9 protein-coding genes are annotated in these 21,882 nt (G+C 71.4%); 4 read left to right on the top strand and 5 right to left on the bottom strand.

All coding sequences use genetic code 11. The annotated features are described in order from the left end of the window. Nucleotides 1-11: 11 nt before the first annotated feature. The 3 genes from ACFORO_RS10780 to ACFORO_RS10770 are packed head-to-tail and all read right to left on the bottom strand — an operon-like array spanning nucleotide 12 to nucleotide 13,790. Nucleotides 12-13,034: a WXG100-like domain-containing protein gene (locus ACFORO_RS10780; RefSeq protein ID WP_377868626.1), complete on the bottom strand. Its 13,023-nt coding sequence runs from the start codon at nucleotides 13,032-13,034 to the stop codon at nucleotides 12-14. A 4-nt stretch (nucleotides 13,035-13,038) separates the two neighbouring features. After that, nucleotides 13,039-13,413, bottom strand: a complete 375-nt coding sequence (locus ACFORO_RS10775) for a hypothetical protein (protein ID WP_377868627.1) — start codon at nucleotides 13,411-13,413, stop codon at nucleotides 13,039-13,041. After that, nucleotides 13,413-13,790 carry a YbaB/EbfC family nucleoid-associated protein gene (locus tag ACFORO_RS10770; protein WP_377868628.1) on the bottom strand — a complete coding sequence of 126 codons (378 nt, stop codon included), beginning with the start codon at nucleotides 13,788-13,790 and terminating at the stop codon, nucleotides 13,413-13,415. Before ACFORO_RS10770 ends, ACFORO_RS10775 begins: the two co-directional genes overlap by 1 nt. 117 nt (nucleotides 13,791-13,907) lie before the next feature. Between ACFORO_RS10770 and mycP the strand changes: the two genes are divergently transcribed. After that, nucleotides 13,908-15,194 carry a type VII secretion-associated serine protease mycosin gene (mycP, locus tag ACFORO_RS10765; RefSeq protein ID WP_377868629.1) on the top strand — a complete coding sequence of 429 codons (1,287 nt, stop codon included), beginning with the start codon at nucleotides 13,908-13,910 and terminating at the stop codon, nucleotides 15,192-15,194. A gap of 57 nt (nucleotides 15,195-15,251) precedes the next feature. Here mycP and ACFORO_RS10760 read toward each other — a convergent pair whose 3' ends face one another. Continuing rightward, nucleotides 15,252-15,548 (bottom strand): hypothetical protein, encoded by a 297-nt coding sequence (locus ACFORO_RS10760; RefSeq protein WP_354735005.1) that lies wholly within the window; start codon nucleotides 15,546-15,548, stop codon nucleotides 15,252-15,254. Between the two features lie 28 nt (nucleotides 15,549-15,576). Next, complete coding sequence (locus tag ACFORO_RS10755) at nucleotides 15,577-15,930, bottom strand: WXG100 family type VII secretion target (RefSeq protein ID WP_377896538.1); 354 nt, start codon at nucleotides 15,928-15,930, stop codon at nucleotides 15,577-15,579. Nucleotides 15,931-16,087: 157 nt separating this feature from the next. On the opposite strand from ACFORO_RS10755, the gene eccCa reads away from it, so the two are divergent. From eccCa to ACFORO_RS10740, 3 genes are read left to right on the top strand one after another with little or no spacing between them, the layout of a single operon-like run. Continuing rightward, nucleotides 16,088-20,053, top strand: coding sequence for a type VII secretion protein EccCa (eccCa, locus tag ACFORO_RS10750; protein ID WP_377868631.1), 3,966 nt, complete (start codon nucleotides 16,088-16,090; stop codon nucleotides 20,051-20,053). 45 nt (nucleotides 20,054-20,098) lie between these two features. Next, nucleotides 20,099-20,497 carry a hypothetical protein gene (locus ACFORO_RS10745; RefSeq protein ID WP_354735002.1) on the top strand — a complete coding sequence of 133 codons (399 nt, stop codon included), beginning with the start codon at nucleotides 20,099-20,101 and terminating at the stop codon, nucleotides 20,495-20,497. A 10-nt stretch (nucleotides 20,498-20,507) separates the two neighbouring features. Next, the gene (locus ACFORO_RS10740) at nucleotides 20,508-21,878 is read left to right on the top strand and encodes a hypothetical protein (protein WP_377868632.1); all 1,371 of its coding nucleotides are present in this window, start codon (nucleotides 20,508-20,510) and stop codon (nucleotides 21,876-21,878) included. Nucleotides 21,879-21,882 lie beyond the last annotated feature (4 nt).

Here is a 21,882-nt window from a genome sequence, read left to right as displayed (position 1 = left end):
TCCTTCTTGTGTCACCGGTAGTCCCTCGCCAGTCCGTCGCGGCCGTTCCAGATGCGGCCGGTCCATTGTTGTCCGGCGATTCGGCCGAGTCGCTGGACTTCTTCGTGGCGGTCGCGGGCTTCGTCGGCGGCGTACTCGCTCATGCCGCTGGCGCGGAGCATTCGCACCAGCCAGCCGGGATCGATCGCCCGGATGCGGGCCAGCATCTCCGCGTCGAGCGGCCGGTTCAGCCAGGTCGCGACGAACGGCGAGTTGATTCCGATGAGATCGTCGGCGTAGTCCGGGAAATTCTGGCCGTTGTCGATCGCGACGACCTGACCGTCCTTCGACAACGCCTTGCAGTCGGAGCTGGCCCCGACATAACCGAGGTACGCCATTTCCTGCTGTTGCGCGAGCGGGTAGGACGAGACGTCCAGCGCGGGGGAGAGGCCCTCGATCCGCCGTTGCGCGGAACCGGGGCCGCGCGGGCCGTCGATGTGTGCGGTGACCGGCACGACGTTCGACCCGGCCGCTCGGGCCAGCCGGTACATCGCGTTCTCCCGGAAGCCTTGCCCGCCATGGGGGATCGGCACGGCCAGCGAGCGGGACTCGCCCGAGGCGGGCTTGTAGATGGCTTGCGAACCGTCGGCGTAGGTCAGCCAGTGGGTCTCGTTGGCGCTGGCGAGATTGTCGCCGAACTCGACGTGGCTGACTATCTCGGCGGCGGCCAGCACGGCTTCGTCCGGGTCTACAAAGGACTCCAAGCTGGTAGGTGGTGAGGGGAGGCCGCGGCGCAGGGCTTCGTCGAAGAGTTCACGCTGCCGTCGGCGCAGGACTGCCGCGACGGCCTCGTCATGCGGGGTTCTCGGCTGGGTTTCCTCGACGGCACGGGCGAAATTGCCCAGCGCACGCGCGGTCCCGGCCACCTCGTCGATCGAGGTCAGCCCGAGCCGGAGTTCGGCCGGACGTCCGTCGGGCAGGCGGAGGGAAATCCGGATCTCGCGGTGTCCGGTGGCGTCGGGAGCGGCGAATCCGTCCTCGACGCCGGTGATCCGGGCCGGTCCGTCCCGCCGCAGGACCTCCAGCGCCTGGTAGATCCAGGACACCCGGTCGAACCGGACGGAGCCGGGGCCGGCGGTCCCGCCGGTTTCGGCAGCCAGCCACTGGGCGAGATCGGCGACGGGCGGCCTTGCCGGCACGGGGTCGCTCGCGTTCGCGCGGATCGAGTCGAGCGTCTGGGCCTGGGTCGGAGTCGGTTCGAGCGGCCGGGGCGGCGCGGCGAGAGCGTCCTCGCGCAGGATCGCCTCCGGACCGCGGGCCTCGACCTCCGCCACCGCCTCGGCGAGAATGACGTTCTCCACCGGTTCCGGGGCGGCCTCGACCTGGGTGTTCTTGGTGACCACGACGTCCAGCTTCGCGAACTCGTCGTCCACTCGGACGCCCTGCGCCGCCCGCCATTCCCGCAGGCCGGACTTGGCGCCGTGGAAGAGCGGCTTGACGTCGGTGTAGAACTCGACCCCGCGCCGGTCCGACGGCAGCGGTCCGTTCCACGCCTGTACCGCCGGATTGCTGCCGTGCCGGGGCGTCCTGCCCCAGACCTCGTTCGATTCCTCGATCAGCTTCGCCGTTTCCGGGGACTGGCTGCGGCTTTCCAGCCGGTGGTACGGGCCGTAGCGCGCCGGTTTCGCCGCGTTCGACGGGGGTCCGGCGGCATGCGGTGCCTGGCGCATCGGCGGCCGGAGCGCGCGGTGCGGCCCAGGAGTCGAGAACTTGACGCCGCGTCCCTCGTCCACACCGGAATCCAGGTCCTCATGCCTCGGTGTCCACATGGGACCAGGCGCAGACGGTTCCTGGTACGGACGCCGCAGGTCGACGCCCGGGCTCGGTGCCGGAGTGTCCGGCACGTATAGCTTGCCCGCCGCCGGCTGGTACTCCGGCGGCGCGTCCGGCCAAGGCAGGAAGGCGTCGGTGAACGGCAGCAAGGCCAGCCGGGCCGGATATTCGGGCAGGCGCAGCAGTTTGCCTTCCAGCCGGTCGAAGAACGCGATGCCGTAGCGGCCGTGGGCGACCCAGCCGAGCTGGTGGTATTCGTTGTCGTTGCGGTCTGTCGTGACGATGTGCAGCAAAGCCCTGGCGCCGAGCGGCCGTTCGGCCATCGCGATGATCACGCTGTCGTAGGAATCGTGGCTGTGGAACCAGAACCCGCCGAACCAGTACGCCAGATAGCCCTGGTCCACCCGCCCGTCGGGATGCCACGCGGTGCCGTAGGCGTTCGGGTCCGGCCGGTCGTAGCCGGGCTGTGCCTCCCGCACGAAGCGGGCCGCCTGCGACTTCGACACGGTGCCGGCGTCGATCGCGGGGAGGGAGTGCGTCCGGGTCGCCCGCGCGAGCGGCGATCGCCGCCAGAGCTGGAACACCGGGTGCGTCAGGAGATGAACCGGCGGGCTCTGCTGTTCGGCGGGCAGCGGCGGGAGGTTCTTCCCCGCGAACTGCGGTGATTGCCGCAGCACGTCGTAAACCGCGCGCAGCCGTTTCCCGTGGTAGCCCTCGGTCCGCTCTTCCGGCCGGACCCGGTCGAGCCCGGCGGGCGGCAGCGCGACCGGCTCGGTCGACCGCAGCGCGGCGAGATCGACCGGGAGCAGGTGGATCTCCAGCGGCCGGGCCGGCAGCTTCGTGGCGGATCCGGTCATCGGGTCGGCGAAGACCGGCACGCCGGTCCGCTCGCTGACGATCACCGCGCTCACGTGCCGGGCGATCGTGCCGTCGTCGCCGAGCGAACGGACGGCGACCGCGGCCACGAGCCCCTTGCGTCCGGTGATCGCGGCGATGAGCCGGTCGTACTCGCTGCCGTGCGCTTCCCACGTCCCGCCGAGCCGCTGCCAGAGCGCGGCCAGCGTCTCCGGCTCCGGCCCGGCGGGCACGGCGGTGGTGTCCCAGCCCGCCATCCGGTGGAAGAGCGCGCTCGTGGCGGAGACGCAGTTCGACCGGTACCGGTAGCGGTCGAGCCGGGCCGCGCGGTAGTTCGGGTTGACTTCCCGCAGCAGCGGGACTTCTTCGCGCAGCAACGCTTCGAGCACGGCGGCGGGCGCGGTGTCGGCGGTGACCGCGGGCAGCGTGTAGCTTCCGTTCTTCTTCCCGGACCAGATCGCCAGTTCCACCGCCTTCCTCGCCTCGGCGAGCTGTTCGGCGCTCCAGGTCCGGGCCCGCGTCGCCCAGCCTTCGGGCACGACGTCGGCGAGGAAGCGCAGTCCCAGCACTGTCCGCACGGGGTCCGGCCGGTTCGCGAGATCGTCGGCGAGCAGTTGGCCGGGGCTTCGGTAATCCGGTTCGGGCAGCTCGGCGGCCGGGGGTTCGAGGCGGGTGAAGCGCATCGGATCGCTGGCGGCCTGGTACTCGTCGAGGAGTTCGTTGAGGTCCCGGATCGCGGCCACGGCGAGCCGGGCGGCTCGCGTGCGTTCGTGCTCGAACGGGAGCAGAAGCCGGCGCAGTTCGCCGGGAAGCCGCTCCGGCTGGCGCAGCAGGTCGCGGACTTGCCGGGCGAGCTGGCCGTCACCGCTGGTGCCGTGCCAGTGCACGACGAGGTTGACGTGCGCGGCGATTTCCTCGTCCCGGGGGCGCGAGTCCAGCAGTTCCGCCACCCGGTCGGCCAGTTGGCCGCGGCCGTGTTCCCGGACCAGCTCTCCCAGCCGCGCGGCGAGGTTTCCTTCGTGCCGCCGCACAACGGAAATCAGCCCGCGGAGCAGGTCCGCGTCGGCGGTTTCGTGCTGCCGCAGAACCTCCTTGACGTGCGTGGCGAAGTCTCCCTCGCCGGTGCGCAAGTACTCCCGCAGCGTCGCGTCCAGATGGTTGGCGAGGAACCCGTGCTCGCTGCCTTCGTACTTGGCCAGCTGCGTCCTCGCCCGGGCGGAAAGGCGGGGCAGTTCGTCGCGCAGCAAGGCTTGGCGGCGCTCCAGCGTCGGGCGGAAACCCCAGTGCCCCAGTTCGTTCTCGACAGCCCGGTCGAGGGCGTCCAGCTTCTCCCGGAGTTCCGCTGCCCATGCGCCGGACCGCAGGCTTTCGTCGGTGAAAGTCAGCGGCTCGAATTCGGAAAGCGGCGTCACGGCGGGGAGCACCGGCTGTTCGCCTTGCTCCCGGCCCACGGTCTCGAGCAGGAGCCGGAGCACGTGCCCGTTGGCCACCGCGTCGCGATCGCTCTGCTGCTCGACCGGGGTGCCCGCGCGGTCGTCGGTGAGGATCTCGCGGATGCGGTAGTACGGCTTGCCGACGACCGCGAGCAACCCGGCGACCGCGGCCGCGACGGCACCCCACACCGACGTGACAGGCACTCCGGCCAGCACGCTCAAGCCGACGGTGAATCCGCCCACCGTGACCGATTTCGCGCTGATGACCGCCGCGTACCGCAGCCGGGAAACAGCGGCCTTGCGGGACACCGGTTTCGGCAGCAACGGCGGCTTCGAACGAATTTCCGCGAGTGCTCGTTCCACTGTGGACGAACTCGCGCCGGGCCGCGCGGTCCCTACTGCGGCGAGCGCCTCGCCCACCAGGTCCCGCAGCAGCAGGTCCCGGTCCCGGATCTTCACCGGCAGCTGGGTTTCCCGTTCGGCGCGCATCCGCATCGCGATCCGGGTGAGCTTGTTGTTGACCTCGCCCACCGCGAGGTGGTTGTCCGCCAGGGCGGAGATCCAGCCCGCGACGCCGAGTTTCGCGAGATCCACGGCCGCCAGGATTTCCAACGGGGTGAAGTGCTCGAGGAGGGCCTTGAGCGGCTGCAGAGTCGGGTGGGTGATCTTGTACAGGTCGGGCAGATAAGGGAGGAAGCTCGCGACGGCGTCCATCAGCTTCGAACCCGTGACCTGCTCGGCGAAATCCACCGCGGCGCGTTCGGCCGGCGCCGGGGACAGCTGGGCCAGCGCGGCGCCGGGGATCACGCCGTCGGCCAGCAGGCCTTCGATCGCGGCGCGCGCGTGCACCAGCTGCCGGTACAGCTCTTTCGCGTCTTCGAGGTCGTACTCGTGCAGCTCACGTCGAATCGCGTCGTGCGCCGCCAGTTCGGCGCCCTTGCGCCGCCGCCGGGTGTAGCCCTCGGCAAGCGGCCGGAACACCGCTGTGCCCACCCCGGTCGCCACGAGCGCGAAGAACGAGCCAGTCGCGATGTCCAGCGGGAACCCGACCGCGGCTGCGGTGCCCAGCGCGACCAGCGGCGGAGTGCTGAACCGGACGATCCGGGTGCGCAGCGGCAGGGCGATGTCCGGCGCGTCGCTTTCGAGCTGCGCCGGGGTCGGGACGCCGGTGCTCAGCAGCGGGGTGCCGAAGTTCGCTTCGTGCCAGCTGTTGACCAGTTCGTGCTGGTCCCGGCCGCGGTCGGCGTTCGCGCGGATCTCGTCGTACTTCTTCTTCAGCGCGGCCTGTTTGTCGCTGGCGATGTCGTAGCGACGGGTCATCGCCGCGCCCAGCACTGCGGACGCCGCCCCGTACACGAGGTAGCCGATGCCGTTTCCCGGGTGCCCGCTTGCGAAACCGGATATCGAAAGTGCGACGGTCATGGCCACGGTGGCGGGTTGCTCGAACATGACTGTGGTCGCGATGGTGAACGCCGTGGTCGGGTAAGCGGTGTCCTTCCGCTCCACGGCGAAGGTGTCCACGACGGCACGCGCGTGGGCACCGAGCGCGGCGACGCGGTAGGAATAGTCCGGTAGTTGCTTTTCCAACCCCGCGTGTTCGAGCAGGCTGCGCAACTGAGAGATCAACTGCTGCCGGTGTCGCGGACGCCAGGCCGGAGTCGTGGTGATCCGGTCGCCCAGCACCTCGAGCCGGGCTTCCAGCGCGCGGTCCGCCGGGCCTTCCGGCAGCCGGTCCGTGTCGGTGTCCGGGCGGAGCGTTCCCGGGTCGCAGGTCGCGGTGCGGAAGTAGCGCGTGCCGAACGCGAGCGCCGCGCGGACGATCTCCTCGACGTCCTGCGGCCGGAGCCGGGCCGGGAGGTAACCCGACAGCGTGCGGGTGCCCGGGTGGACGGAAACGCCGGTCGATTCGAGCGTTGTGCGCGGCAGCACGTGGAACGCCGCGGTGAAGAGGTGGCGGCCGTCGTGGAACACGTCGTAGCGGAGGTCGGGGCCGGCGGGCGCGAGCAGGATTCCGGTCCGTTCGGCGGCCTTGCCGACCTGCGCGCGGATCGCGGCTTCGACCGCTGCGGGATGGTCGAAGCGGCGCGCCGGGGTGTCCACCGGGAGTCGATGGCCGATCTCGACGGCGGGGTCCTCGACGGGCCAGTGGGTGACGCGGTAGCCCTCGACCGCCTTGGCCGGACGGTATCGGTCAGCCACGGTCAGCGCGCGGTCGATGCCTGCTGTGCTTGCGCTGTGTGCGGCCAGCGCGGAGAGGCGGGTGGCGGCGTGGGGATCGTCTGCGGCCATGCCGAGGTAGGACAGCAGGCGCGAGAGGTGTTCGCGCATCCGGCCTCGGTCGCGCCACCGGGTTCCGTCCCGGTCGAGTTCCGCGCCGAGCGCGGCGACCTGAGCGACGTAGCCGAGGTCGGTCGGGGTCGGCCTCGGGGCGGTGCCGGGGAATCGGTCGTGCCAGAAGTGCTGTTCCGGCAGGGAAATCGGGTCGCCGCGCCGGTGGGCCGTGAGGAGCGCCGCTCCGGCGGCCATCGCATGGGCCATCGGGAGGACGGCCAGGTCCGGGGCCAGCCAGTCGGGAAGCCGGAGGACGACCAGCGGCAGCGGCTGCCCCGGCGTGGGCTCGCGGAAGACCTGGAAGGTGATGGGGTTCCGCGGGGAGTATCCGAGGTTCGGGGTCGGGATGACTTGGAAGGCGAACACCGTCCCGGACTGGTCGAGGAACACGGTGTCGTCCGACGGGCGGGGGAACGGGCCGTTCTCCGCGACGCGCACCCCGGCCGCTGCGGCCGCGGCGGGCAGCATCCGGCGGGCAATGTCCTCGGCGGCCAGCCGCTGCCGGGCGGCGGGGATCGTGCTGAGCGGGGTGTGGATCTCGATGGTTCCGGTGAGGGGTGGTGCTGCCGCGGCTTCCGCTGCGGGCCGGACGGCGCTGGGCTGGACGGCGCTGGGTTGGCGGGCATGGGGCTGGACGGCGTTGGGAGGCTGGGGCACGGCGGGGGAGCGCTCGGCCGCTTCCACCGCGCGCTGCGCCTGTTCGGCGAGGCGGACGTGTTCTCGGTGCCTGGCCGCCGCTTTGCCGGACAGCCATTCGGCGAGTCCCGGGGCGATCGTCGGCCGGGGCGGGCCGACGGCGTGCGCGGTCAGGCTGGTGAGGAGGTTCGTCCGCGCGGCGAGGACGTCGAACGCCGAGCCGGGGCGGTGGACCGCGACCGCGTCGAAGCCCTCGGCGAGCAACTGCTGGGACAGTTCACGCAGCGCTTCGGGGTCCGCGGCCGTCATCTCGCCGGTGAGCACGACGAACTGGGGGTGCGCGCCGTTCGCGGCCAGATTCCGCCGCAACCGGGCGAAGGTCGTCTCGCGCTCGTCGAGGCTGTCCGCCCGAGCGACGACCACGTGATAGTCCGGGCCGGTCGAAGTCGCGTCCCGCACGGGGAAATCCGGGAAGGCCGCCGGGTCGCCGTCCGGCCGGGCCGGTGCTTCGAAGACTCCGGGCTGCCACAGATCGCCCAGCCCGTGCCAGTGAAGGGCCAGTTCGGCCAGCACCGCCGCGGCGGCGACCTCCTCGTCCGGGCTCGCGTGCAGCGGCCCGAAATCCGGTGCGAACTGCCGAATGTCCTTAATGGACACTCCGGCGCTCAGCGCGGCGAACAGCGCGGACGCGGTCCACAGTCCTTGCGCGTCCTCGTAGGCCTGCTTCCAAGGCGGTCGTCCGTCGATCCATTCCCCGAGCCACTGCAACTTGTCGCGCAGCGCCTGACGCTGATCCTCCGGCACCCGCGCCAGTTCCCGCCCGAGTGCCGCGAAATGCGTATCCCTCGCCGCGGGCGTGCTGTCGGGCCGGAGCAGCAACGACAGGACGTCGACAGCGTCCTTCGCGGGCAGCTGGGCGATCTGCCGCAAGCCCGGCTGCCCGTTGGGCCCGGCGGCCTTCCACAGTTCCGAGAAAACCCTGCCCAGCCAGGGTTTGTCCGAACGCGCCGGTGCCGCGACCGATTCGGCGCGCACTGTGTCGTCGAGATGCAGCGCAGTGACCCGAGGCTCCTCGGCAGGCCGGGTCGGGTCGCTGTACAGGACGGCGGCGAAACCCATTTTCCGCAAGCCGTCAGTGAGCTCCGCGAGATCTGCTTCGCCGACGTTGCGCCAATCCCGGCTGAGGACGAGGTAAGGCTTCTTCTCGCCGGATCGCTGATTCCGCAGATAACGCCGCGCGTTCTTGACCAGCCGTTCGCGGTCGGCGGAGCCGGGACTGCGCAACCGGGCGACGACGACGTTCCGCCGTCCGCCGTCGGCGTGGGAGAAGGAGAACTCGGCCAGCCCGATGGTCTCGCCGTGATCGTGGACCTGCCCGCGCGGCTGGAAATCCGTCGCGCCGCCGAACCCGAGCGCGGCTCGCTCCGCGTCGTCGCAAAGGCTCAGCGCGTGGATGAAACCCAGGTCCGGGCCGACCAGGTCCAGGTATTCCTGGGCCAGTTCCAACGCCAGTTCGTACGCTCGTTCGGCGAGTTTCGGGCTGTCGGCCGCCGCGGACTTCGCGAGCGCCAGCTGCGCCTCGATGCGGTCGAGGAGGTCTCGTCGCTTGGCGAACTCGGCGTAGGCGAAGGACAATGTGGTGAGGACGCCGTAACGCAGGAAGATGCCCGCCGCGCCGTCGCCGCGGGTTTCCTCCTCTTCGGCGACCTGGACGCGCGACTGCGGCCTGCCGGTGAGTTCCGCGAGCCGGTCGCCGACGAGGAGCCGGTCCGTTTCCCGTTCGGTGGCGAGAAACCGGAGCTTGTCCGCGAGACTCGTGTCTTGATGCGGCAGCCCGCGGCCCGGTTTGCGGATGCGGTCGTAGAGGACCTTGTCGACGATCCAGCGAAGGATGTCGCCGGGGCGGGCGCCGGTCGCGCGGACGAGCGCCCACAGGTCGGCGAGTTCCTGTTCGGTGAGCTGCTCGCGGACCTCGCGCGGGAGGTCGAAACGCTCGTCTGTGTCCTCGTCCGGCACCGGCGGCGGTGGCTTCGTCTCGCCGGGATAGTCGTGGCGCAGCGGTACGACCTCGGTGTGCTCGCGGACCGGCCGCGCGACGGTTTTGTCGGTGGGGTATGGGAAAGTGGCGGGTACTACGGGCGGGACCTCCGGTACGGCCGGTTGTGGGTAGCGCACGTCCGGGACGGGTTTCGGCTGGTTGCCGCGGCCGGGGAAGTCCGGCGGGAGTCGCGGAAGCGGGGCGACGTCGCCTGTGCGGAACGGGTCGCCGACGCGCACTGGCGCCGGGTCGCCGGGGACCGGTGTTCCCGGACGGGGATCGCCGACGCGGACCGGTGCCGCATCGCCCACCCGAGGCGGGCGCGGATCGCCGACGCCCGGGAACGGTTCCGTCCGCACCGGAGTCCGGGCGGGGAAGCCGATCGACGGCCGCACCGGATCTGTCACGGTCGTCGGCGCCGGGCTGACGACCGGGCCGAGCAGGCTTTCGGCGAAGCTCACCGACTGCCCCAGCCGCGCCCGGGGAAGCATCGGCTCGGCCCGGACGGATTCCGGCCTGGCGGGTGGCGAGTGGGGGTTGGTCTGGACGGGTTGTGGCCTGGCGGGTGGCGAGTGGGGGTTGGTCTGAACGGGTTCGGGCCCGGCGGACGGCGACTGCGGTTCGTCCCGGACGGATTCCGGCCTGGCGGACGGAGAGTGGGGGCCGGTCTGGACCGGTTCCGGCTCGGCGGGTGGCGAGTGGGGGTTGGCCTGGACGGGTTCGGGCCCTGCGGATGGCGACTGCGGTTCGGCCTGGACTGGGTGCGGCTCAGCGGAAGGCGAATGCGGGCCGGTGCCCAGGTGGTCCAGCTGGTCGAAGGCAGCGCGGAACTGGGCGCGCAGCCCGGTTCCTTCCGGAGTCGGCGTCTCGGTCAGCCAGTCGTGCAACGCCAGCCGGAAGTCGTGGCGTCCGGCGGCGTCGAGGTTTCCGGTTTGGGCGCCGTTCAGGAGCGTCAAGTGCGCGGACAGGCCGCCGGAACGAGCCTGTGCGTGGTAGTTGTTCCAGAGGTCGGGGAGCGCTCGGGCCCGGTCCGGAGAGATCGGGGCGTCGCCGTCCGGCAAGTGCGCTCCGACGGTCTCCGGCGCACGCGCCCCGGCAGGTCGATTCCCGCCGGCCAGCGCTTCGCTCGCCCCGGTGATGACAGGCACCGAACGCAACGCCGCTCGCGTGCCCGGCTCCCCGTCCGAGACACCCTCGCCGTGGAGCACCGTGAAGGCGACGGGATCCGGTTGTGGTTCGGGCGTCCGAGCTATCGCTTCGTGGGCTTTGGCTTCCAGCCCTTTGGCCTCGGCGAGCAGGTCGCCTGTCCTCGACAGCACCTCGTCGAACGCGGTGCGGGCGGGATGTCCTTCTGCGGAGGACAGGTTGGTCCGCGCCACGAGCGCCTGTTTTAGTTCCCACTCGCTCAGTTCCCGGTGCACCATCCGGTCGACGAGCGCGAGATGCCGGGACGCGACGCCCTGCTCGGCGAGGTCCGGCAGCGAGTACCCGAGTCCGCGCAGGCGTCCGAGCACGTCGGCGAGTTCGGCCTCGTTGCGGCGGGTCTCGAGGGTGAACCACCGATCGCCCGGCCTCGGACCGGCGGGGTGACCGCCGAGCGAACCGAGCAGCTGGTCGCCCAGCCAGCCGACGCCGCGATCGCGCGCGTAGGCGGCGCGCTCGGAGAGTTCCGCCAGCTTCGCCTCGGGCTCGGACACGAGAACCCTCTTGACCCGCCCGGCGAACGTCTCCTTCGGCCGGAAATCCTTGAGCTCAGCGGGCGATTTCGCCGATGCGGACTCCTCGCTGCCCGCGGTCTCCGATCGCTGCGGCGCGGACTCGCTGCGGGGCGCAGCGGCGTCGGTCGACCGGGTGGTTCGGAGTGGCGTGGGTTCGTTGTGGGGTGCTGTGGTTCGGGTCGGTCGGGCACCGGTGTCCGGCGATCCGGCCGGACGTGGCGGCGCGGATTCGCCGCGGGTGGCGGTGGCGGTTTTTGTCGGCTGAGCGCCGGTGTCGGCTGATCGGGTGGTTCGGAGCGGTGTGGGCTCGTTGTCGGGTGCGGTGGTCCGCGTCGGCCGGGCACCGGTGTCGGGCGATCCGGTGGTCCGGAGCGGTGTGGGTTCGCCGTGGGGAGCCGTAGCGGAGGCCCCCGGCGGCCGGGTGTCCGGCGATCCGGTCGCTCGCGGCGCATCCTTCTGACTCGCGGAGGGCCCGGACGGTCCAGCCGACTCATCCGGCTGCGGAACTGGCGGCTCGTCCGGCGGGGTGTCCGCCTCAGGAGCCCTCTTCTCCCCAGCCGCCTCGACCGGCTTGCCTTCCGCGGCGGAGTCGGGATTCCGCCGCGAGTCCAGGTCGATTACCTTCCCTGCCTTGGACTCTCCGGCCGCCTCAGCAGACGAGTGTCCCTCTTCCGCGGCACCGGAAGCACCGTCATCAGCGCGCGTCGGTGCAGTCTTCTCCGGCGCGGCGGCGCTGTCCTTGCCCGAAGACGAACCTTTGGCACCACCGCCTGACCCAGCGTCCCTGGTCGGTGCCGAGGCGGGCGCATCGCCAGACCGCGCCGGAGGAGTTCCGTGCGCGGGCGAGTGCGGCGCGAGGGTAGCGGTCCGCGCAGGCAGCTGCGCCGGTGCCGAGGACGGCGGCCGGGCCAGGTTCGTCACTTCCGCGCCAGAAGACCCGGCGTCGACTCTCGGGGCCAGTCCCGCACCGGAATGGGCGCCGTCTGTACCGGTGGCCCGTTCGGCGAGAGGTACTTCGGCGTGCTGGGCCGAGGCCTGCTGTTCGGCGGAGTTGTGCACTCCGGGGTGCTGAGACGTGCCAGCCTGTTCGGCCGAGCCGCGCGCCTCTCCGCCGGACGGGGCGGCGGAGCCGTGGTCGGGAGGCGGCATCGGGGTGTTCGGGGGACCGCCGTCGGGCGGGGTCGGCAGGTGGGACCGGATCAGGTCGCGGATGGTCGGGTGCTGCTCCCCGGTGATCCGCTCATAGGTGTTCTTCATGCCGTTCGCCCCGAGCGCGTGCATTCCGCCCCGCGCGGCGCCGGCGATCGCACCCTGGCCCATGGGGTGGTCGAGGATGTAGTTCGTACTGGCGCCGGTGATGGCTCCGGACACGCTCGCGCCGGCGACCGAGCCGAGCTGTTTCGCGGCGTCCTCGGACAGTTTCGGCAGTTTTCCCAGGCCCTTGGCCGCGGTGTCGGAAACGACCTTCCCCACCGTCCGGTTCGCCACGTGCCCGAGTGCGCCGCCGATGGCGCCCGCCTTGATCGCGTTCTTGACCTTGTCCTTGTCGACGTCCCCGTACCCGCGCCACGAGCTGAACTCCTGGCCCAGCAGATTGCCGACCCCGCCGCCGGCGGCTCCGCGCCCGGCGTTCCAAGCCGCCTCGACGGTGAACTTGCCCAGGCCCACAGCCAGCCGCGCTGCCCGGCTGGAAGCGGCGATCTTCTCGACGAACGCGGCGACCCTGGCCGCGATCTGAGCGCCGAGCCTTGCTGCGAAGAGGGCTTCGCCCGCCGGTCCGGCGATCAACGTGGACAGCGCGAACAGCGCGACGTTGATCAGGATGTCCGCGACGATCTCGCCCTTGATGTCCGCGAGGTCCTTCGCGTACTTCCGGCAGGCTTCGGCCAGCTCATGGCAGTGCCCGGCGAGCTGGGACAGCCCCTCGCCGCCGGACGAACCGTCGAGGAAGCGGTGCAAGGCGTTGTACGCGGAAACGCCCGCGAGGTCGGTCCAGGTCTCGTGCAGGCTCTCGACGTGCGGACCGGCCTGGTCGTGCAGCGTGTTCAGCGCGTCGCGCAGATGGTCCCAGGCGTCGCCCAGCTTCCGCGCGTCGGATTCGCTGTCCAGCGGCCAGATCGCGTCGAGCCATCCGGCGTGCCGCGAGAGCCAGTCGGACTTGACGCGGATCCACAGCTCTTCGGTCGGTTCCTGGACGTCGCCGGGGGCCATCCGGCTACTGCCCGGTCTGGGACGAACGCAGCTCGGCGGCGTTCTTCGCGTCCGCGGTGCGGTATTCGGCGATCTGCCCGACGGCCTGGTCGGTCATCTGCGCGAGGCCGAGCGAGGCCAGCTGCGCGTTCCGGTCGAGGCTTTTCGCCCAGTCGCGGTAGGAATCCAGGAAAGCCTTGCCGGTCGCTCCGTTGCCGACCTGGTACTCCTGCTGCAAGTCGTCGCGGATGCCGCCCAACGTGGTGTGGTAGGTCTGCTGCAGTTGCGCCAGCGCGCGGAACACCTGCTCGGTCGCGTCGGGGTACATCCCGGCGTACCCGCCGGGGTCGGTGCGGTCGACGAGGTGTTCGCCGGGGGCGGGTTTCTCCGGCGGTGCCATCAGCGGCCCTCCCCGGTGAGCTGACGGTCGAGTTCGTGCAGCATCGGATCGGCGCGCAGGTCCGCGGTCTCCGGAGTGGCGTCGGCAGGCAGGTATCCGGACAGGATCGAGAAAGTCTCCTGACGGGCAAGCTCCGCGGCCCGGTGCACGACGTCGGTGATGTCGGCGGCCAGCTGGGCCGAATCGGGCGCACGGTAGATCCGGGAGTCCAGGCGCAGTTCGACGAGTTCGCCGGAACTGCCGACGACCGCGGTGATGAGGTCGTCGTCGGAGGAGGCTTCGGCGCGGACTTCGGCCATCCGGGACTGCGCGGCCCTGATGTCGGCGGCCAGCTGCCGGTATTCCTCGTACATGTTCAGGTGCGGTGGCGTGTCCATGCCAGTCCTCCTCGCTTCCGGACGCCAGTCTGGGACCGCGAGCGCGGTTGTGGCGGGCGGTGACCGGTAGCGGCCACGGAGCCGGGAACGGGCGCCAAGTGCCGCAGTATCGCGAGGGTGACCCGACACCGTAAGGCTTCTGTCGCCACCGTGCTGACGGTGACGTCGCTCCAATTCGTCCTCGGCGGCGGCACGGCGCGCGCGGCGCCTCCTGCTGGGGCCTGTGCCAACGCGCAACCCGCGCACCCCGAGATCGCCGCGCAGCCTTGGGCGCAGCAGACGCTCGCCCCCGAGTCGGCGTGGCGGTACACGCGCGGCGGCGGGGTAGTGGTGGCGGTCGTGGATTCCGGGGTGGACGCCGACCATCCGCAGCTGCGCCGTCCCGGAAAGGTGTTGCCGGGGCGCGATTTCGTGGCGAACCAGGACCTTCCCGGCTCCTTCGACTGCGATTCGCACGGCACCGCGGTGGCGAGCATCGTCGCGGCGGACGCGCTGCCCGGCGTCGGGTTCCGCGGCGTCGCGCCGGACTCGACGGTGCTGCCGGTCCGGGTCAGCGACCAGGACCTCACCGACCAGGGCCAGATCCAGCGGATCAACCCGCAGACCGTCGCGAACGGCATCGTCTACGCGGTCGGGCAAGGCGCTCGCGTGCTGAACCTGTCCATGTCCGGGACCGCCGACTTCCCGCCGATCCGCGAAGCGGTCGCCTACGCGGTGGCCAGCGACGTCGTGGTGGTCGCCGCGGCGGGCAACGCACAGCAGGACGCGTCGGCGAAACTTCCGTCGTATCCCGCGGCTTATCCCGGCGTGCTCGGCGTAGGCGCGGTGGACATCGACGGGGCGCGGGCGTCCAGTTCGCAGATCGGCCCGTACGTCGGGCTCGTCGCGCCGGGAGCGAAAGTGCTCGCCGCGACCAGAGTGGACGGTCATGCCTACGACGACGGAACCAGCTTCGCCACCCCGTTCGTCGCGGGTACCGCGGCTCTCGTGCGCGCGGCCTGGCCGAACCTGTCCGCGCCGGAGGTCATCCGGCGGCTGGAGGCGACCGCGAGCCCGGCAAGGGGCGGGCAATCCAGCGACGCGTACGGCGCCGGTCTGGTCAACCCGTACCGCGCGGTCACGGACGGGATGAACCTCGCGCCGGCAGCGGGAATCCCGGCGTATCACCCGGCTCCCGAGGACCGGGCCGCGGTCGCGCACGCGGAGTGGGTCCGCGGCACGACCTCGACCGCGACCTGGCTCGCCTTCGGGGGCGCCGGGGTTTTGCTGGTGGCGGTGCTGATCGTGGTCGTCGTGCGACGGGGCGGCCGTCGCGGGTGGCGAGCGGGCCGGGCCGCGGCCTTGCCCGCCGATCCGGTGGCGGAGGAGCTGCCGGACCAGGTCTCGCTCCTCGGACAGTCCTAAGCGGACACAAGAAAGCGCGCCCCGTCCGAGAACGGGGCGCGCTTCACCGTGCCAGGATCACACCTGCCACGTGGCGGCGCAGCTCTGCACGCAGTGCTGCGACCGGTCCACCGAGTTCGAGGTGGCGCGGCCCATCGCGTGGGCCTTGTCGTTGTATTCGTTGTCCAGCTTGAACTTCTGGCCCATCGCGGCGTCCATCTCGTGGCCGTTGCCGTCGGTCAGGACGCTCGAGAACGCGTCCTTCGCGCGCTGGTACACGTCGCCGAACGACGTCGAGTCCTGGCCGGTGGCCTTGAAGATCTCCTGGGCCTGGCTCTGGACCTGGTCGAAATACATCAGGATCTGGTCGGTCACTGTGGTCTCCCTTCTCCGGTGCGGCGGCTCAGACGGCGCCGAACGCGGAACCGAACGAACCGGTGTTGATCTGGAAATCGCCGGTCACGCCGAGCGCGCGGCCGTTTTCCGCGTCGTTCTCGAAATACTTGTTCGCCGACGTGGTCAGGGTGTCGGCCAGTCCGTGGCCGCTCGTCGTCAGCCGCTGGTTCTGGGCGAACCGGTCCGGCTCGATCCCCTGGAACATCCGCCCGCCCGCGCCCTTCCAGACGCCTTCCAGCCCGGTGTTCCCGGTGTTGAGGCTGGTGTTGCGGTTCGCGACCTCCTCGTAGAGGCCACGCCAGTTGTCGGCGATCCCGCGCATCTGCGTGGGATCGCCGTTCATGAAGTTGAACCCGGTCACAAGACCCTCCATTCGCGCTCACGGGAACGCGCCCCGGATTCCCCGGCCGCCTCCCTGCGTTGTCCGAAGCTAGTTCCTCCGGCGCGCGATACCGGCCTGGCGGCACGTTCCTGCCACGGCCGCCCGGAACGCCGCCCGGACGCGGAAGATCGGTGCCATGGCGACAGTCCTGGTCAAGCGGCCCGCGCGGAAACCGGCCCCGGAGATGCCGGCCGGCGAGCTGATGCTGCAACCGCCCCCGGCGATCCCGGCCCCGCCGGGACGGCAGTGGGCGCAGGTGTTCACGGTGCTGCCGATGCTCGCCATGATGGCGTCGACGCTGCTGCTGTACTCGGGCAACCTCGGCGGTTCCCTCCGGTTCGTGGTCTACGGGCTGATGGGCGTCGGGATGCTGGGCATGATCCTGACCGGGCTGCTGCAGGGCGGCGGCCCGAGCAAACGGGAAATGGGGCAGGCCCGGCGGAAGTACCTGCGGCACCTGGCGCAGCACCGGGTGCGGCTGCGCCGGGCGGTGCGCCGGCAGCGCACGGCCATGGACTACCTCCACCCGGAGCCGGCCGCGCTGTGGTCGCTCGCGGCGAGCTACCGGCTGTGGGAGCGGCGCAAGGACGACGAGGACTTCGCCGTGGCCCGGATCGGGCGCGGTCCCCAGGGCCCGGCGCTCGCGCTCGTCGCGCCGGACACGCTGCCGCTCGAAGAGCTCGAACCGCTGTCGGCGCTGGCGTTGCGGCGGTTTCTCGCGACTCACCGCACGGTCGACGGGCTGCCGCTGGCGATCGCGGTCAACGGCTTCAGCCGGATCCACCTGCGCGGGGACCGCACGGCGGCACTCGGCATGCTGCGGGCAGTGCTGGCCCAGCTCGCCGCACTGCAGTCGCCGGATGATCTGCGGATCGCGGTGTGCGCGAGCGAGGACCGCCGCGCCGACTGGGAATGGCTGAAGTGGCTCCCGCATTCGCTGCACCCGGCGCGTTCGGACGCACTCGGCCCGCTGCGGCTGGTGGTTCCGGCGGTGTCGGCGCTGGAAGCGATGCTGGAGGAGGAACTGGGCGCCCGCCCGCGGTTCGATCCCGACCAGCAGGTCAGCGTCCCCGGGCCGTACCTGGTCGTGGTCCTGGACGGCGGCGAGGTCGCCGGGTCGGACCACCTGATGACCGGCGGCGGCGTGGAGGGCGTCACGGTGTTCGACCTGACGACTCGGCCGCCGCGAGTGCCTGCCCGGACTTCCGTGCTGCTGTCGGTCGGGGCCGACGGCGCGCTTTCGAGCCGGACCGCAGAGGGCGAAGCGCAGCTCGGCGAGGCCGATTTCCTCGACGGTGCTGCGGCCGAAGGACTGGCGAGGCAGCTCGCGCCGCTGCGGCTCAGCTCGGGAATCCGCGACGCGCCGATGAGTTCCGAGCTCGGTCTCGCCGAACTGCTGGGGCTGGGCGATCCCTACGACCTCTCGCCGGAGGACACCTGGGCGCCGCGGCCGAACCGCGACCGGCTGCGGATCCGGTTCGGCATCCAGGAGGACGGCGCCCCGATCGACCTCGACCTGAAGGAATCGGCGCAGGAGGGCATGGGCCCGCACGGCCTCCTGATCGGGGCGACCGGCTCCGGCAAGTCCGAACTGCTGCGGACGCTCGTGCTGGCGCTGGCGATCACGCATCCGCCCGGCTCGCTGAACTTCGCGCTGATCGACTTCAAGGGCGGCGCGACCTTCACCCGGCTCGACAAACTGCCGCACACCAGCGCGGTGATCACCAACCTCGCCGAGGAACTGCACCTGGTCGACCGGATGACCGACGCGATCAACGGCGAGCTGATCCGCCGCCAGGAACTGCTGCGCGCGGCCGGGAACTTCTCCTCGCTGCGCGACTACGAGAAAGCGCGCCAGGCGGGTGCCCCGCTGCCGGAGGTGCCCACGCTGCTGGTCATCTGCGACGAGTTCTCCGAACTCCTTTCCGCCAAGCCGGATTTCATCGACATGTTCGTCCAAATAGGACGGCTGGGCCGGTCGCTCGGCGTGCACCTGCTGCTCGCGTCGCAGCGGCTGGACGAGGGACGGCTGCGCGGACTGGAAGGCCACCTGTCCTACCGGATCGGCCTGCGGACGTTTTCGGAGATGGAGAGCAGGGCGGTGCTCGGCGTGCCGGACGCGTTCAAGCTGCCGCGCGCGCCGGGGAACGGTTTCCTCAAGGTGGGCACCGAATCGATGGTGCGGTTCCGCTCGGCCTACGTGTCCGGCGTGCACCGGCGGGTCAGCCAGTCCGGCGGACCGGCCGGCCCGCCGGAGGACCTGGTGCTGCACGAATACACGACCGCCTACCACGCGCCCGCGATCGACGCCGGGGACACCGCCGAGCCCGAGCCGGAACCCGACGCCGCGGTCGACGAGACGCTGCTGGACATCATGGTCGACCGGCTGGTCGGCCGGGGCACGCCCGCGCACCAGGTGTGGCTGCCGCCGCTGGACGAATCGCCGTCCCTGGACGAACTGCTGCCGGACCTGGTCGCGCACCGCGAACGCGGGCTGACCGCCAACTCGACCGAACTCGCCGGAGCGCTGCGCCCGGTGCTCGGCCTGGTGGACCGGCCGTACGAGCAGCGGCGCGATCCGCTGAGCCTGGACCTGTCGGGCGCCGCCGGACACGTCGTGGTCATCGGCGGCCCGCGCAGCGGCAAGAGCACGGCCTTGCGCACCTTGATCCTCAGCCTCGCGCTCACGCACACGCCGCGCGAAACGCAGTTCTACTGCCTCGACTTCGGCGGCGGAACGCTCGCCGCGCTGGACGGGCTGCCGCATCTGGCCGGGGTGGCCGGACGCCTGGACACCGGCGCGGTCCGCCGCACGGTGTCCGAGGTCGCCACGCTGCTCGCCCAGCGGGAGCGGCTGTTCGCCGAGCACAAGATCGACAGCGTCGCGACGTTCCGGAAGCGGAAGGCCGCGGGCGAGTTCCCGGACGATCCGCACGGCGACGTGTTCCTCGTGATCGACGGCTGGCTGACCCTGCGCAACGACTTCGACCAGCAGGAGGAGATCGTCAGCGACATCGCCTCGCGCGGTCTCGCCTACGGGATCCACGTGGTCGCCGCGTGCTCCCGCTCGTTCGACCTGCGGATGAACGTGCGCGACCTGTTCGCCAGCCGGCTGGAACTGAAGATCAGCGACCCGATCGATTCGATCGTCGACCGGCGCGCGGCGATGGGCGTGCCCGCCGACCGGCCCGGCCGGGGACTGTCGGCGAGCAAGCACCAGATGCTGATCGCGTTGCCGCGCATCGACGGCGGGCACAGCGTCGGCGATCTGCCCGAGGGACTCGCGGGCCTGGTCACCGCGATCGCGGACGCGTGGCCCGGCGCGGCGGCACCGCCGGTCCGGCTGCTGCCCGGCGTGCTGGCGTATGACGAGCTTCCGGCCGCCGACGCACTGTCCGGACCGGACGCCGGGCTCGCGATCGGCGTCCACGAGCACGACTTGTCGCCGCTGCGGCTGGACTTCGCGAACGATCCGCACTTCTTCGTGCTGGCCGACACCCAGTCCGGCAAGACCTCGTTCCTGCGCACGGTGGCCCGCCGCATCTGCGCCGCGTACACGCCGGAGCAGGCGCGGATCGTGCTGATCGACCACCGGCGCGGGCTGCTCGGCGAGATCCCCGACGAGTACCTGCTCGGCACCGGCACCAACGACGCGCACAGCATCGCGCTGCTGAACGAGGTGGTCACCCGGCTGTCGCGGCGGCTGCCCGGCCCGGACGTCACGCCCGAGCAGCTGCGGGCGAAGAACTGGTGGCAGGGCGCGGAAATCTTCGTGCTCGTCGACGACTACGACATGGTGGCCACGCACCAGAACCACCCGCTCATGCCGTTGCTCCCGCTCGCCGCCCAAGCGGGCGACATCGGGCTGCGCATCGTGCTCGCCCGCCGCACCGGCGGCGCCGGCAAGGGCCTGTACGAACCGGTCCTCAACCGCATGCGCGAGGTCGGCGCGGCCGGCGTGCTGATGTCCGGCGACCGGGACGAGGGCCCGCTGCTCGGCGGGATGCGCGCGCAGGTGCTGCCGCCCGGCCGGGGCTGGCTGGTCGACCGGCGCGGGAACAAGGGGCTGGTGCAGCTGGCCTGGTCGCCGCCCCGGGCCTGACCGAACAGACCACTGTGGACAGACGAGCGGAAGCAGGAGAGCGCGATGACACCACCGGACAGAATGGCGGGAATCCCGGCTTTGATGGAGCGGTTCGCCGAGAACGCGGGAACCCTGGCCCGGGTGTCGGTCCCGGACCTGGTGGCCGGACGGGGCAGCGGCGGCTGCGGCAGCATGCTGAACGGCCACGAGTCCGTGCTGGACGCCGACAGCGGGACCACCGACCGGCTCTACCGGTTCATCACCCAGTTCAAGGAGACGGTCAACGCACTGGGCACTTTCGCGCACAACGCGGCGCAGAACTACCACTTCACCGACCAGGCCGCCAAGGACGACCTCGCGAAGGCCGCCTTCGACGACTACACCCGCACGGCGTTCGGCAAGATGACCGGCGACGGCCTGCCCGCGGTGCTGCCCTCGCTCACGTCCGGGCAGCAGCGGTAGGGCGACCGGCATGATCGACTACCGCAGCAAGGAGCTCGGCGAACTCCGCGACATGATCGTGGCGGAGTGCGTCCAGCACGTGCCCTTGCTCAGCGCGGCTTCGGCGATGTGGACCCAGGTTCGGCCCTGGCTGGCGGACCGGGCGGCCGATCTGGACCGGACGCGGCTCGATCTCGCCGACGGCTGGAAGGACTTCGCGGGCACCGTCTTCGACGCCGAGGCGCTCAAAGTGGTGCGGGTCGCGCAGTCCTGGACCGACGACATGGCCGGAGGACCCGAATCGGGCGGCCCGCTGACGACCAGCACGACCACCAAGCAGATCAGCGACGCGATCACCGCGCTGATCAACGCGATCCACGACGCGCGGGGCTTCGCCGACGCGAAGATCGCGAACCTGCCGTCGAACGCGTCGCAAGCGGACGTGGACCAGGCGCGCAACGACGTCGCCGACCGGCTGAACACCTTGACGCCGCTGTATCAGGAGGTGACGTCGAAGCTGCTCGCCGCTCCCGGCAGGCAGCTGTCGGGGGATCCGAAGGTCGGGTTGACGTCGACCTCGGACCAGCCGGGGCCGGGTCCGGCCGTGCCGAACAACGGCGGCGGGGATCCCGCGTCGGCGAATCCGCAGGAAACCCCGTCCCCGCAAGAGGTTCCCGACACCAAGGAACCCGCCAAAGACCCCGCCGACAGCTCGCCCGAATCGCCGCTGGTGACCGCCAAGAACGCGGCGGACGTGGCGAGCAAGCTGCTCGACCTGGCCAAGAACGCGGGCGGCACCGGGGGAAACGCCGCGCAGGTGCCCGATCCGGTCAGCACTGCGTTCAACCCCGCCGACCTGTATCAGCCTGCGGACTTTTCCCCGGTCCCGCAACCGGATTCCGGATTGCCCGGGCTCGCTGGCTCGGTCGGCGGCGGGGCGGGAGCCGGAATCGGCGGTGGTGGTGGTGTCGGCGGCGGCCCGGCCGGGGCGGGAACAAGCGCGAGCGGGGCTGTTTCGCCGAACGCCGCGCAGGCGGGGCTTTCCGCCGGAGCCGCACCCGCCGCCGGGGCGGCGACGTCGACCGGGAGCGCTGGCAGCAGCGGCATGCCGCCGATGTATCCGCCGCAATCCGGTGCCGGGCGGGGAGGTTCCGGCTCCGGCGGGATCCGGCCCGGGGCGGCGGAACGGGTCAACGCCGTGCGGTCGCGCAAGACCGACGGCAAGACCGGGGTCGTGCTGGCGGGACGGGAAACCGAGGGCAAGCGCAGGAAACCGGCTCCGGCTCCGGCGAAGGCCCCGAAGAAACCGCCGCCGCCGGTCGAGCAGGCGCCCGTCGAGGTGCTCGACGAAGAGTTGTGGCAGGTCGGCAGCGCCGGCCCGGAACGCAGTTACCGAACCTGAGGAG

Origin of the sequence: Amycolatopsis halotolerans (assembly GCF_042647905.1) — a bacterium.
Taxonomy (GTDB): Bacteria; Actinomycetota; Actinomycetes; order Mycobacteriales; family Pseudonocardiaceae; genus Amycolatopsis; species Amycolatopsis halotolerans.
The sequence above is the reverse complement of the archived record's forward strand: the minus strand, read 5'-3'. Positions and strand labels throughout refer to the sequence as shown.

Excerpts from the sequence above, each read along its gene's own strand:
- ACFORO_RS10780 (WP_377868626.1), bottom strand. The coding sequence starts at position 13,034 with ATGGCCCCCGGCGACGTCCAGGAACCGACCGAAGAGCTGTGGATCCGC.
- ACFORO_RS10775 (WP_377868627.1), bottom strand. The coding sequence starts at position 13,413 with ATGGCACCGCCGGAGAAACCCGCCCCCGGCGAACACCTCGTCGACCGC.
- ACFORO_RS10770 (WP_377868628.1), bottom strand. The coding sequence starts at position 13,790 with ATGGACACGCCACCGCACCTGAACATGTACGAGGAATACCGGCAGCTG.
- eccCa (WP_377868631.1), top strand. The coding sequence starts at position 16,088 with ATGGCGACAGTCCTGGTCAAGCGGCCCGCGCGGAAACCGGCCCCGGAG.
- ACFORO_RS10745 (WP_354735002.1), top strand. The coding sequence starts at position 20,099 with ATGACACCACCGGACAGAATGGCGGGAATCCCGGCTTTGATGGAGCGG.
- ACFORO_RS10740 (WP_377868632.1), top strand. The coding sequence starts at position 20,508 with ATGATCGACTACCGCAGCAAGGAGCTCGGCGAACTCCGCGACATGATC.